The following is a 12,901-nucleotide window of genomic DNA, read 5'->3' on the forward strand; positions in this document are numbered from 1 at the left end:
CGGTCCTCCCCTGCCCGAGACGGGCCGCGGGCGCGCGGTCAACCCCTGCGCATCGGTACGTGCGCGACACCGTCCTCGATGAACTCCGCACCGTCCACCTCGAACCCGTGCTTGGTGTAGAGATCGATGAGGTAGGTCTGCGCGTTGAGCCGGACGGTATGCGAACCGGTCTCCGCGAGGGCCGCTTGCAACAGCCGGGTGGTGTAGCCGTGCCCGCGGGCCTCGACCGCGGTACACAACCGGCCGATCCGGAAGGATTTCACGCCGTCGTCGTGCTCTTCGAGCAGTCGCAGGGTCGCGATGACCTCACCCTCGTCGTCGAGCCACAGATGCCGCGTCTCCGGCAACAGGTCCTGCCCGTCCAGTTCCGGGTACGCGCACTTCTGCTCGACCACGAACACTTCGACACGCAGCTTGAGCAACTCGTACAGGGTGGCGTTATCGAGATCCTGCGCCCATGACCGGCGGAGTGCGACCGTTGACATCATCGCGCCTTGCTATCACACCTCGGCCCGATATGCACGTGAACGCCCGCGGGCGCCCGGTCCGCGACAGTGGTGACACGACTGCGGCCCGCGGGGTTCACTGTCCCGCGGGCCGCAGCGTCGGACTGTCGGATCAGACGCCGGCGCCGACCGCCGTGGGCTCCTCGGAACGGTTGAGCTGCAACGCCTTACCGGTCCACTCCCACACCTCGGCGAACAGCCGCTGGTCCTCCGACAGCTTGACACCCAGCGAGGGGACCATTTCCTTCAGCTTGGGTGTCCACTGCTCGTACTCGGCCGGGAAGCAGCGTTCCAGCACATCGAGCATGGCCGTCACACAGGTCGACGCGCCCGGCGACGCGCCCAGCAGTCCGGCAATGGAGCCGTCCTGCGCGGTGACGACCGCGGTACCCAGTTCGAGGACCCCACCGGCACCCTTGCGCCGGATCACCTGGACCCGCTGCCCGGCGGTGATGAGTTCCCAGTCCCGGCCCTCGGCCCGCGGAATGAACTCCTCCATCGTGTACACCCGGCCGGACTGCGATTTCATCAGCTCGGTGACCAGGTATTTGACCAGGCTCAATTCGGTGACGCCGACGCCGAGCATCGGGACCAGGTTGCCGGGTTTGATCGATTTGAACAGGTCGGCGTTGCTGCCGTCCTTGAGGAACTTGGGGGTCCATCCGGCATACGGGCCGAAGAGCAGCCCGGGCTTGCCCTTGATCACGCGGGTGTCCAGGTGCGGTACCGACATGGGCGGCGCACCGACTGCGGCCTTGCCGTACACCTTGGCCCCGTGCTGGTCGATCAGATCGGCGTCGGTACACCGCAGGAACTGTCCCGAGACCGGGAAGCCCGCGAACCCGCGGATCTCCTTGATCCCCGCCTTCTGCAGCAGCGGCAGGGCCCCGCCGCCGGCCCCGACGAAAACGAATTTGCTGATCAGTGTGCGGGTGCGGCCGGTGCGGGTATTGCGCACCGTGACCTTCCAGCTGCCATCTTTCTGTTTGGACAGATTACGGACCTCGACACCGAACCCGATCTCCCCGCCGCTCGCGCCGATATAGGCGAGCAGTTCCTTGGTGAGCGATCCGAAATCGATATCGGTGCCGCCGTCGGACCAGTTGAGAGCGATCGGATCGGAGAAATCGCGGCCCCGAGCCATCAGCGGCAGCCGGCGGGTGAACTCGTCGGGGCTGTCGATGTACTCCATCCCCGCGAACAACGGGTGCCGCGACAGCGCCTCGTAGCGTTTGCGCAGATATTCCACGTCGTCGGCGCCGTGCACGAAGCTCACGTGCGGGATGGGATTGATGAACCGCGAGGGATCGCCGATGATGCCGTTCTCGGCCGCGTAGGCCCAGAACTGGCGCGACACCTGGAAACGCTCGTTGATATCGACGGCCTTGCCGATATCGACCGAACCGTCCGGCTTCTGCGGGCTGTAGTTGAGCTCACACAGTGCCGAATGTCCGGTACCGGCGTTGTTCCACGGATCGCTGCTCTCGGCCGCGGCGGCGTCCAGCCGCTCGAACACCGAGATCGACCAGTCCGGCTGCAGCTGACGCAGCAGCGCGCCGAGCGTGGCGCTCATGATGCCGGCACCGATGAGGACTACATCGGTCTTTTCAGTCTGGGCAGCGTTCGGCACGGGTGTTCGACTTCCTTGTCCTGATGCGCGGGGCGCGCATCCGTGGGATGCGGGCCCGCTGGGGCACGGGCGCATTGTGCAGTTGTGTACGGGTCGCGATGGTGAGCCCGCCGGGCTCGGCCGAAATGTAGGTTACCCGTCGTTCACTATTGCCAATTGTGCACCTCGACACGCACAGAATCCGCAGCCAGGGCGGCGATTGTGACGTAGATTCCTCCACCTCGTCACCTTCGGGCCTGCCGTTGCTACTCATCGGTCGCCTAGATTGGAGGCCGTGACGAACGAATCCGCGGCCGGTACCAGCGCCCTCGGACGAGCTGCCGAATGGCAGCCGGATGTCCTCGGTGACGAGTACGAATTCCGCACACTGGAGCTCGGGCCCGATCCGGACGGCGAGGGCGATATCGTCGCAACCCTGGTCCGCCATCTGCCCGACGTCACGGCCACGGCCGACGCGGTGCTCTACGTCCACGGGTTCACCGACTATTTCTTCCAGCGGCACGTCGCCGAACACTTCGCCGCCCGCGGGCACCGTTTCTATGCGCTGGACCTGCGCAAATGCGGTCGATCGCTGCAGCCCGGCCAAACTCCCCACTTCATCAGCGACCTGGCACTCTACGATCGCGAGCTCGACGAGGCATTGCGCGTGATCATGGCCGAGGCGTCGGCGAAGGTGCTGGTGGTGGCACATTCGACCGGCGGTCTGGTGGCCTCGCTGTGGCTGGACCGGCTACAGCGCGCGGGCGGAAGCGCGGCAGCCGGGATCAGCGGGCTGGTCCTGAACAGCCCGTGGTTCGATCTGCAGGGCCCGGCCTATGTCCGCACGGTCGGCACCCAGGTCATCAACACTGTCGGCCGGTTCCGGGCCAAGTCCGCGCTTCCGCTCGGCAAATCCAGCGCCTACGGCGACAGCCTGCATCAGAGTATGAGCGGGGAATGGGACTACGACCTGGACTGGAAACCGCGGTACGGCTTCCCGGTCCGGGCCGGTTGGCTGCGGGCGATCCGGCTGGGCCAGGCACGGCTGCATCGCGGTCTGGACATCGGGGTGCCCGCGCTGCTCCTGCGGTCGAAACTCACCGAGTTCGCGCGGGAGTACGGGCCCACCGTGGACGTCGCGGACGCGGTACTCGATGTCGCGCAGATCCAACGCTGGGCGGGTTGCCTGGGTGATCGCACCAATATCGTCCCGATCGACGGCGCCCGCCACGATGTGTTCCTGTCGGCCGAGGTTCCCCGCACCGAGGCGTTCCGGGAGCTGGACAACTGGCTCGACTGGCTGGCGGGCCGACCGGCCTGATTCACCACATACTGGTGCGCAGCACGATTTCGGTCGCGAACTGCTGATCGGCCTCGGCGGCGACATTGTCGACGTCGACACCGACCACCCGGAATTCGCCGTAGACGTGCCGCCCGGAGTTGTCGGCGACCGGACGGGGCAGCTGTTTGGTCACCAGCACGGTGGTGGGCAGTTCGACCGCCGGACATCCGGGATCGAGTATCTGTCCGGCACCGTCGGGCACCGCCGGATGCCCGCGGTCGGCGACGACCAGGCTGACGAACCGGCCGAAACCCTTCGCGCACACCTCCCACGCCACGCTGGCTCCGGAACCCCGCCCGGCGACGTTGGCCCAGGGCACGCCGATCTCGTCGAGGGCCGCGTACACACCGGCGGTATCGAGCCCGTCGGCTGTTTCGAACACGATGGTCCGCAGATCGGAACTGTGCAGACGTGCGCAGACCCGGTCGTAGACGTCCGGCGGGTCACCGGAATCGGGTAGCAGAAGCACGCTGTGCTGGGTTACCGGCCCGTCCACCCGCACCGTCCAGTCCCGGTCACCGACCGCGATGCGCCGAGATTCCATGCCGGTTGACGCTACACCGCCCGCCCGGGCCCCGGGTGCGTCCGGGTCGGACAGCGCAGAGATCGTGACACGGCGCCGGGGGTGGCGACCGTCCCGCTCAGCTCGTGCCCGACAGCGCGTCCAGCGTGGAACCGACACTGGGCAGGCCGACCGGGACCCCCTCGGTCAGCAGCCGCTCCAGTTCGGCGATATCCAGATGCTCGGACACCAGATCGGCCAGCAGATCGAGTTGTGCGGCGCGCACGGCCGCCACCCGCGTCCCGGGTGCCACGGTGAATCCGGTGCGGTCGGCGCACCGGGCGACGGTGATGAGCCAGTTCCGGCGAAATTCGTCGGACTCCAGGAGCCCGTGCAGGTGGGTGCCCCAGACCGCGCCCCGAACGGCACCTTCCGCGACAGGTTCCCCGGGCGGGGGCTCCGCCGCGCCCGCAGCCGGGCCGCCGTACGTCCAGCCGGTCAGACGGAGCCAGGGCTCCTCGCCGGTACGCCGGACGTATCCGTGGTGGATCTCATAGCCGGTCGCCCCGGTACCGGCCGGTCCCGGCCCCGCGCCGGGAGCGCTCACCGCCGTCGTCCGGCGCAGAATCTTCGCCCGTCCGAATTCGATATCCATATCGAGCAGTCCCAGCCCGGGCACCTCGCCCGCGCCGGACTCGACCGTGTCCACGATCCGGCTGCCCAGCATCTGATAGCCGCCGCAGATACCCAGGATCGGCCGGCCCGCCGCGGCCCGGCGGGTCAGTGCCTCGGCGATACCGGTCCGGCGCAGCCAGGCCAGATCGGCCACGGTCGCCTTGCTGCCGGGCAGTACGACCAGGTCGGCGGCCGCCAGTGCGGACGGATCGTCGGCCCACCGCACCGCGACCCCCGGCTCACAGGCGAGGGCCTCCACATCGGTGGAGTTCGAGACCCGCGGCAGCCGGACGGCGGCGACGGTGAGCCATTCGCTGCCGATCGGGCCGGCCGGCCGGCCCACCGGGGCGCCGGCCACGGTGCCCAGCGAATCCTCGGCGTCGATCCACAGTTCGTCGCAGTACGGGAGCACCCCGAGCGTCGGCCGGCCGGTGCGGGCGGTCAGCTGGTCCAGTCCGGGCCGCAACAACCCCACGTCCCCACGGAATTTGTTGATCACGAATCCGGCGATCAGCCGCTGATCCTCGGGTTCCAGTACGGCGAGGGTGCCGAACAGATGCGCCAGTACCCCGCCCCGGTCGATATCGCCGACCACGAGCACCGGAAGCCCGGCCGCCCGGGCCAGGCCCATATTCGCCAGATCGGTGGCGCGCAGGTTGATCTCGGCGGGCGACCCGGCGCCCTCACAGATCACCACATCGAATTCGTCGCGCAGTGCGGCCAGTTCGGCGGCCACCACCTCGCGCAGCCGGGTGCGATGGGTGAAATAGTCGGCCGCGCCGACCGTATCCACCACCTGTCCGCGCACCACCAGCTGGGATCGGCGGTCGCTGCCGGGCTTCAGCAGGATCGGGTTGAACCGGACGCTCGGTTCCAGACCGCACGCCTGGGCCTGTAGCGCTTGGGCGCGGCCGATCTCGCCGCCGTCCAGAGTGACCACGGAGTTGTTCGACATGTTCTGCGCTTTGAACGGCGCCACCCGCACCCCGCGCCGCCGCAACATCCGGCAGATCCCGGCGACCAGCACACTCTTCCCGGCATCGGAAGTCGTCCCGGCGACCAGCAGCGCCCCGCCGGGCCGGCTCACGGCAGGGTGAGGATTTCGGCGCCGGTCTCGGTGACCACCAGGGTGTGCTCGAACTGGGCCGTCCACTTACGGTCCTTGGTGACCACGGTCCAGCCGTCGTCCCAGATGTCGTAATCGATCCCACCCAGGTTGATCATGGGTTCGATGGTGAAGGTCATCCCGGGTTCGATGACCGATTCGACCGCGGGCTGGTCGTAGTGCAGGATCACCAGGCCGCTGTGGAAGGTGGGGCCGACACCGTGCCCGGTGAAGTCCCGGACGACGCCGTAACCGAACCGGTTGGCGTAGGACTCGATGACCCGGCCGATCACATTGAGGGCGCGCCCCGGGCGTACCGCCTTGATGGCGCGCGCGGTCGCCTCCTCGGTGCGCTCGACGAGCAGCCGCACCTCCTCGTCGACCTCACCGGCCAGGAAGGTGGCATTGGTATCGCCGTGGACACCGTGGATATAGGCGGTGACATCGATATTGACGATGTCACCGTCGGTGACCACCGTGCTGTCGGGGATACCGTGGCAGATCACCTCGTTGAGCGAGGTGCAGCACGATTTGGGGAAACCCTTGTACCCGAGGGTGGAGGGGTAGGCACCGTGGTCGCACATGTACTCGTGAGCGATCCGGTCCAGTTCGTCGGTGGTGACTCCAGGCGCGACCGCCTTGCCGGCTTCGGCCAGCGCCCGGGCCGCGATCTGCCCGGCGATCCGCATCTTCTCGATGGTCTCGGGTGTCTGCACCCAGGGTTCGGACCCCTCCTTGGCGGTCTTCTTCCAGACGTATTCCGGCCGTTCGATACCGCGAGGGACCTCGCGGATCGGCGTGGGGGTTCCGGGAAGCAGCGGCTGGCGGGTACGCACGGACATGGTTCCAGAGTAGTCGGCGCAGGCCCGGCGGTCGCCGGGAACGTACCGTCGGCCCGGGTGCCGAGCACCCAGGCCGCGCGTCAGCGGCCGCGGCCGCCCGTACGCACCTCGAAGGCGACCCGGTCACCCCGGTAGAGGGCGGCGACCCGCTCGATCGGCCGACCCTGGGTATCCATACCGCGACGCACCACCCGGAACAGCGGGACGGCCGGGCGGCAGCCGAGCAGCCCGGCTTCGCGGGGCGCGGCGAGCACGGTCTCGATCCGTTCGGTGGCACCGCCGTATTCGACACCGGAATCACCGATCGTCGCCGACAGCGAACCGAGCGGGTCGAAACCTGCGCGCAGCCAGCCGAATCGGTCCAGCGACAGATCGATCCGCTCCAACGCGATCGGGTCGCCGTCGGCGTGCAACAGGCGTTCCAGCGTCATGATCGGTGTCCGCAGCGGGAGTTCGAGGTCTCGGGCGATCTCGGCGTCGGCCTCGCCGTCCTCCCAGGACAGCAGACTGCGCACCACTCCGGACCCGTCCTCGACGGAGGGCTCGGGAGCCAGCGGGCGGACCACTTTGGGGCGAGCCAGGACGGTGCCCCGGCCCTGTCTGCGGATACGGCCCTCCACCGCGAGATCTCGTAGGGCGTGACGGACCGTTTCCCGGGCGACCCCGAATCGACCGGCCAGTTCCCGTTCGGCGGGTACCCGGTCGCCGGGGCGTAGTTCGCCGAGCATCGTGTCCAGTTCGGCACGAACCCGGTAAACCTTCGACAGGGCGGTGATTCCCGGCACCGCTGCTGTCCCTGTGTCGAGGTCTCGGTGCGCCGATACGACGCCTACGACCTCTTCCGTCTGCCTCATGGCAGAAACTACCTCCAATTGGCCTGCACCGATGGGTAACCGGACGTTCGCCGTATGATTCCATTCGGTCTAGGCCATTCGACAATCTGCAGTCTTTCGCGTGCCCTACTCAGAGGTTCGACGACGTCCAGCGGACTGGACGTGGCGGTGATCCGCCGAACCTCTACTGCACCGGCAACCGTCGGCGCCCGCCCGCGACCTCGGCGATCAAATCGGTGTAACCGTCGACGAGTTCGGCAAGGTGGTACCAATGCCGGTGCGTCCGGTCGCTGCGAACTCCGTCGGCCTCGATCGCTTGATTCGCGGCCACCCAGCTGTGCGCCATCCGGTCGATCACCGCGCCGAGACTCTCGGTGTGCAACGAGGCCCCGTTGCGGTGTTGCGGCATCTTCCGGGTGATCCAGTCGTTGATCTCTTCGACGAGTTGCCTACGGCGACAATCTATTTCGGCGATCTCCGCCATATCTCGAACATGTGCGCGGCGTTTGTGCAGTTCGACCAGCGCATGCGCGAAGCGCAGCAGCACACGCTCCTGGAACCGCCGCCCCTGGAAGGCGCACAGTAGTTGTGGCGCAGTCGGCAGGGTCCCCAGAGTGGGTGCACTCATCCGCACCCCTCGAACTCACCCGGCACCATCACACTCTGTACCAACATGATCGGCTCTCGATTCGGTAATCCCGGACATCGGATCGTTGTTCACAACAAGGCTAGCTGGATCATGCTCTTACATATGCAAGAACACAAGACTTCGATACGCAATGTTGCGAACAGCGTCCTGCGCAAGCCTAACGATCCCTTCCGCGGAACCCCACACGGTCCCACCGAAAACGCGTACCCGCCATGACCGTTCCCGTCGGCGGTCCGAATCCCCGCCGCCCCGAACCATACCCGTCACATCGACGAGACCAGGCACGACGACGCGCTACGCGACCACATCGCAACCGTGCCGAGATATAGCCGCACCACACAGCGGAAACCATACCGATCCTTATGGTGCTGCGACACAAGCACCCCGGGCACATCGCCCGCCGTAACGGGTCCACGGGCGACCGCCGGCGTACACCCTTTCCGGACCCCGAGCGAGCGAACGGTCGTACAGCGGCGATGCACGCTCAAACACACAGTACCGATTGCCAATAGTTTGCCAGCTCGTTCGGATGCCCTGCCCCCGGTCCATTTCCGGATCCCGGGCCCATTTCAGGTGATGCACGGCCGGTATCCGATCGCCACGGCCGGTCGCCGATCCGCCCGCGCCATGCGGTATGGATTCTCTGGACAGTTGTCGACAAGGATGTGGACCCCGATGAGCAGTGCCCCAGACCCCCGAGCCGCCGCCGCGCGCGCGGCCGCCGAGCTCACCGGCCCCGGCGGACCCTTCGAACTGTCGACCGAGACGGTGCTCGGCGCCCCGCTCGCGGTCCGGCGGGATCGTCACCGCTCACTGCGCGAACTGCTCGACGCCTCACAATCCTGGGGTGACCGCGACTACCTGGTCACCGCGGACCGCCGCATCTCCTTCACCGAGCACGCGGCGGCAGCCCACGCGCTGGCCCGGGCACTGGCCGAGCGGTACGGCATCGGCCGTGGCGACCGGATCGGCATCCTGGCCGCCAACAGCCCCGAATGGGTGGTCACCTTCTGGGCGGCCCAATGCCTGGGCGCGGTCGCGGTCGCGTACAACGCGTGGTGGGCCGCCCCGGAGATCGAATACGGAATCCGGCACACCGGGCCCGCGGTCGTCGTCGCGGACGCGAAACGTGCCGCGCCGGCCGCTGCCAGCGGGGTACCCGTCCTCACCACGTCCGCGGACCTACCGCGGCTCATCGCCGACCATCCGGGCACCGCGCCGGTGGCGCCGGTCGCCGAGGACGATCCGGCGGTCGTCCTCTATACCAGCGGGACCACCGGCCGCCCCAAGGGTGTGGTGCACACCCACCGCAATCTGATCGCGATCGCCGATTACCACCGCTACACCGATGCGCTCGGCGCGGCACTGGCCGGCCGCGCGCACCGGGAACCGAGCGATAAGAGGTTTCTGCTCACCTCACCCCTTTTCCATATCGCCAGCCTGCACAATCTCGCGATTCCCCGGCTCGGCACCGGAGCAGCGGTGGTCCTGCACACCGGCGCCTTCGATGCCGAACGGGTACTGGCGCTGATGGCGCGGGAGCGGGTCACCAACTGGGGCGCAGTACCGACCCTGGCCGCCCGCCTGCTGGAACACGATCTACGCGGATACGACCTCTCGGCGCTCACCTCGCTGTCACTGAACGCCGCGCCCTCCTCCCCGGCTTTCCAGCGGCGCCTACGAGGCCGTTTGCCCGGCACCGGAATCGCACTGACGACCAGCTACGGCCTCACCGAGAGCGGTACCGCCGCCACTGTCGCGACCCCCGCGGAACTCGCCGCCGATCCGGACACCGTGGGGCGCCCGATCCTGGGCGTATCCGTCGAGATCCGCGACGCCGCCGGAGTTCCCGTACCCGCGGGCACCGAAGGTGAGATCTGGGTTCGCAGCCCGTACGTGATGCTCGGGTACTGGGGGGACGAGGCTGCCACCGCCGCGGCCGTCGACAGCCGACGCTGGCTGCGGACAGGCGATTTCGGCACGCTCGGCGACGGCGCGCTCCGGATGGCTGGGCGCCGTACCGATCTCATTCTCCGCGGTGGAGAAAACGTGTACCCCACCGAGATAGAGAACGTGCTCGACGAGCATCCGGCCGTGCGCGAGTCGGCGGTGCTCGGAGTGCCCGACGACGATCTGGGGCAGCGGGTCGCGGCAGTGGTGGTGACCGACGATCCGGATACTCTGAGTGCCGACGAACTCCGCGCGTTCACCGCCGAACGGCTAGCGTATTTCAAGGTTCCGGAGCGCTGGACGATCACCGCCGCACCGCTGCCGCGCAATACGACCGGAAAGGTGCTACGCCGCGAGATCACGTCATGAGCACCTGATTGTGACCACTGCCGGTCCCACATCGGGCCTTTCCTCGATATTGTGGCTCGAAGGAGGCGCGACGGACGAGAACATGTGATGGTCAGGCCGTACCGCTGGAGGCGAAAGGGATGACATGGCAGGCAAACGCACCGTCCTCACGGCGGGCCTGCGTCGGCTCTCGGTGCTACTGCTGGAGATGCGCGACGACGCCGGGCTGAGCAAAGAGGACGTCAGCGCCCGGACCGGGATCAATGTGACCACCCTGTACCGCATCGAGACCGCGCAGGCCCGGCCGCAGCGCCGCACCCTCATGACCATGCTCGACCTCTACGGAGTCGAGCAGAACCGGCGCGACGAAGCGCTGGAGCTGCTGTCGGACGCCCAGAAGCCCGGTATGTCGCGGCCGTACGAGGCGAGTCTTTCGGAGGTGTACGCCGCGTACATCAATTTCGAATCGGTGGCGCTGTCGGCCCGGCACTATCAGACCTCGTTCGTTCCCGGGCTGCTGCAAACCGAGCAGTACGCGATGGCTGTGATCGATACGTGCATGCCGAAACTGGAGGCCTCGGATCTGGAACGCCGGGCGCGGGCCCGGATGGACCGCGCGGCGGTACTGGCCAAGGACGATCCGCTCGAATTGTGGGTGGTGCTCGACGAAGCCGCCATCCGCCGGATCGTCGGCGGACCCGAGGTCATGAGCGGCCAGTTGCGCCGGTTGGGCGAGGCGACCAAACGCAAGAACGTGATCCTGCAGATCCTGCCGTTCGACGCCGGCGCGCACCCGGGGATGGCCGGTTCCTTCACAATTCTCGATTTCCCGGACCCCACCGATCCCGAACTGGTCTATGTCGAGGGGATTTCCGGTGACGCCTTGGTCGAGGGCCATACCGAGATCCGGCGATTCGGGGTGATGTTCGACCAGCTGCGGGCGATGGCGCTGAGCCCGCGCGACTCCGCGGTCGTGATCGCGGAGGCGGCGGCGGCCGCGGAGGCGCTGGCCTGGTGAACGGCCGGTGAAGTAGGAGTCCGGGCCGTATCGAGTGGGTATCCAGTCCGGGACTGTTCGATTCACGGCTCGTACGGCCACTGCGGGGATGAGGGGTTCTCTTGGCAGACGTCACCGACCGGACCGATCCGGCACAGCAACCGGAGCTCAAACGGGTCATGGGCCCCTGGCTGCTGTTGCTGTTCATCGTCGGCGATATTCTCGGTACCGGTATCTACGCGCTCACCGGCCGGGTGGCCGCGGATGTCGGTGGAGCGGTATGGGTTCCGTTCCTCGTCGCCTTCCTGGTCGCGATGATCACCGGCCTCAGCTATCTGGAACTGGTCACCAAATACCCGCAGGCCGCCGGAGCCGCGCTCTACACGCACAAGGCCTTCGGCATCCATTTCGTCACCTTCATGGTGACCTTCGCGGTGATGAGTTCCGGTATCACGTCCGCCGCGACGGCGGCCAAGGCCTTCGCGGCGAATTTCGCCGAGGCCTTCGAATTCGACGGCAACGGGCTACTGCTCACTGTGATCGCCCTGGCGTTCATGGCGGCGGTCGCCGCGATCAACCTGCGCGGCGTCGGCGAGAGCGTGAAAGCCAATGTCCTGCTCACCTGTGTGGAACTGTCCGGTCTGCTGATCGTGGTGTGCATCGGGCTGTGGGCGCTCGGCTTCGGCAACGGCGATTTCGGCCGGATCGTCGAATTCGATACCGGGGACCGATCCGCCCTCGGCGGAGTCATCGCGGCGACGACACTGGCCTTCTTCGCGATGGTCGGGTTCGAGGATTCGGTGAACATGGCCGAGGAGACCAAGGCACCCAGCAGGATCTTCCCGAAGATCCTCATCAGCGGGCTGCTGATCACCGGCGCCATCTACGTCCTGGTGTCCGTCACCGCCGTGGCGCTGGTCCCGCCCGGGGAACTCGCCCGGGGCGATACCCCGCTGTTGCAGGTGGTGGAGATCGGCGCACCCGGATTCCCGACCCAGATCTTCGCCTTCATCACCATGTTCGCCGTGGCCAACTCCGCATTGATCAATATGCTCATGGCCAGCCGGCTGCTGTACGGAATGGCGAAGCACAAGGTGATCCCGCGGGTACTGGGCCGGGTCAACCGGGCCCGCCGCACGCCGCATATCGCGATCCTGTTCACCACCGTGCTGGCCTTCGGGCTGCTCACCTTCGTCGACGAGGTACCCGAACTGGGCGGTACCACCGCGCTGCTGCTCCTCGTGGTCTTCACCATCGTCAATATCGCGGTCCTGGTACTCCGGCGGGACACGGTCGGGCACGAACATTTCCGCACCCCGACCGCGCTACCGGTACTCGGTGCGCTGTGCTGTGCGTATCTGGCCACACCGTTCACCGATCGCAATCCGCAGCAATACGCCATCGCCGGGGTGCTCTCGGTGGTCGGCGTCGTTCTGTGGGCGTTCACCGCGCTGTGGAACAAACAGCACAATGTCCGGTCCGTGGGTCCGGAGATCGATATCGAGTAAGTGGCCGCTTCCCGCCCAGGTCGCCGGTTCTCCAC

General features: G+C 67.3%; 11 protein-coding genes. 4 read left to right on the plus strand and 7 right to left on the minus strand.

All coding sequences use genetic code 11. The annotated features are described in order from the left end of the window. Positions 1-38: 38 nt before the first annotated feature. Both ACWCPQ_RS18530 and mqo read right to left on the minus strand, forming a co-directional pair. Entirely contained in the window at positions 39-488 is a 450-nt protein-coding gene (locus ACWCPQ_RS18530; protein WP_449900288.1) for a GNAT family N-acetyltransferase, read from the minus strand. 130 nt (positions 489-618) lie between these two features. Beyond that, on the minus strand, positions 619-2,079 hold the full coding sequence (mqo, locus tag ACWCPQ_RS18535) for a malate dehydrogenase (quinone) (protein ID WP_449900291.1): 1,461 nt from the start codon (positions 2,077-2,079) through the stop codon (positions 619-621). A 331-nt stretch (positions 2,080-2,410) separates the two neighbouring features. On the opposite strand from mqo, the gene ACWCPQ_RS18540 reads away from it, so the two are divergent. Further along, on the plus strand, positions 2,411-3,436 hold the full coding sequence (locus tag ACWCPQ_RS18540; RefSeq protein ID WP_449900294.1) for an alpha/beta hydrolase: 1,026 nt from the start codon (positions 2,411-2,413) through the stop codon (positions 3,434-3,436). A gap of 1 nt (position 3,437) precedes the next feature. Here ACWCPQ_RS18540 and ACWCPQ_RS18545 read toward each other — a convergent pair whose 3' ends face one another. The 5 genes from ACWCPQ_RS18545 to ACWCPQ_RS18565 all read right to left on the minus strand — a co-directional run bounded on the left by ACWCPQ_RS18545 (position 3,438) and on the right by ACWCPQ_RS18565 (position 8,042). Then, on the minus strand, positions 3,438-4,001 hold the full coding sequence (locus ACWCPQ_RS18545; RefSeq protein WP_449900296.1) for an alpha/beta hydrolase: 564 nt from the start codon (positions 3,999-4,001) through the stop codon (positions 3,438-3,440). A gap of 97 nt (positions 4,002-4,098) precedes the next feature. Then, positions 4,099-5,721, minus strand: coding sequence for a cobyric acid synthase (locus ACWCPQ_RS18550; protein ID WP_449900299.1), 1,623 nt, complete (start codon positions 5,719-5,721; stop codon positions 4,099-4,101). Further along, on the minus strand, positions 5,718-6,581 hold the full coding sequence (map, locus tag ACWCPQ_RS18555) for a type I methionyl aminopeptidase (protein ID WP_449900302.1): 864 nt from the start codon (positions 6,579-6,581) through the stop codon (positions 5,718-5,720). The genes ACWCPQ_RS18550 and map overlap by 4 nt, the downstream gene beginning before the upstream one ends. 80 nt (positions 6,582-6,661) lie before the next feature. After that, positions 6,662-7,309, minus strand: a complete 648-nt coding sequence (locus ACWCPQ_RS18560; RefSeq protein ID WP_449900592.1) for a GntR family transcriptional regulator — start codon at positions 7,307-7,309, stop codon at positions 6,662-6,664. A gap of 289 nt (positions 7,310-7,598) precedes the next feature. After that, positions 7,599-8,042 (minus strand): DUF4254 domain-containing protein, encoded by a 444-nt coding sequence (locus ACWCPQ_RS18565; RefSeq protein WP_449900305.1) that lies wholly within the window; start codon positions 8,040-8,042, stop codon positions 7,599-7,601. 696 nt (positions 8,043-8,738) lie between these two features. Here ACWCPQ_RS18565 and ACWCPQ_RS18570 point away from each other — a divergent pair. The 3 genes from ACWCPQ_RS18570 to ACWCPQ_RS18580 all read left to right on the plus strand — a co-directional run bounded on the left by ACWCPQ_RS18570 (position 8,739) and on the right by ACWCPQ_RS18580 (position 12,866). Further along, positions 8,739-10,382 (plus strand): class I adenylate-forming enzyme family protein, encoded by a 1,644-nt coding sequence (locus tag ACWCPQ_RS18570; protein ID WP_449900307.1) that lies wholly within the window; start codon positions 8,739-8,741, stop codon positions 10,380-10,382. 124 nt (positions 10,383-10,506) lie between these two features. Beyond that, a complete protein-coding gene (locus tag ACWCPQ_RS18575; RefSeq protein ID WP_449900309.1) occupies positions 10,507-11,379 on the plus strand; it encodes a helix-turn-helix domain-containing protein in 873 nt (290 codons plus the stop codon). 158 nt (positions 11,380-11,537) lie between these two features. Beyond that, entirely contained in the window at positions 11,538-12,866 is a 1,329-nt protein-coding gene (locus ACWCPQ_RS18580; protein WP_449900594.1) for an APC family permease, read from the plus strand. Positions 12,867-12,901: the final 35 nt, after the last annotated feature.

The sequence above is a fragment of the Nocardia sp. NPDC001965 genome (assembly GCF_053594175.1).

Excerpts from the sequence above, each read along its gene's own strand:
- ACWCPQ_RS18530 (WP_449900288.1), bottom strand. The coding sequence starts at position 488 with ATGATGTCAACGGTCGCACTCCGCCGGTCATGGGCGCAGGATCTCGAT.
- mqo (WP_449900291.1), bottom strand. The coding sequence starts at position 2,079 with ATGAGCGCCACGCTCGGCGCGCTGCTGCGTCAGCTGCAGCCGGACTGG.
- ACWCPQ_RS18545 (WP_449900296.1), bottom strand. The coding sequence starts at position 4,001 with ATGGAATCTCGGCGCATCGCGGTCGGTGACCGGGACTGGACGGTGCGG.
- map (WP_449900302.1), bottom strand. The coding sequence starts at position 6,581 with ATGTCCGTGCGTACCCGCCAGCCGCTGCTTCCCGGAACCCCCACGCCG.
- ACWCPQ_RS18560 (WP_449900592.1), bottom strand. The coding sequence starts at position 7,309 with ATGCTCGGCGAACTACGCCCCGGCGACCGGGTACCCGCCGAACGGGAA.
- ACWCPQ_RS18565 (WP_449900305.1), bottom strand. The coding sequence starts at position 8,042 with ATGAGTGCACCCACTCTGGGGACCCTGCCGACTGCGCCACAACTACTG.
- ACWCPQ_RS18570 (WP_449900307.1), top strand. The coding sequence starts at position 8,739 with ATGAGCAGTGCCCCAGACCCCCGAGCCGCCGCCGCGCGCGCGGCCGCC.
- ACWCPQ_RS18575 (WP_449900309.1), top strand. The coding sequence starts at position 10,507 with ATGGCAGGCAAACGCACCGTCCTCACGGCGGGCCTGCGTCGGCTCTCG.
- ACWCPQ_RS18580 (WP_449900594.1), top strand. The coding sequence starts at position 11,538 with ATGGGCCCCTGGCTGCTGTTGCTGTTCATCGTCGGCGATATTCTCGGT.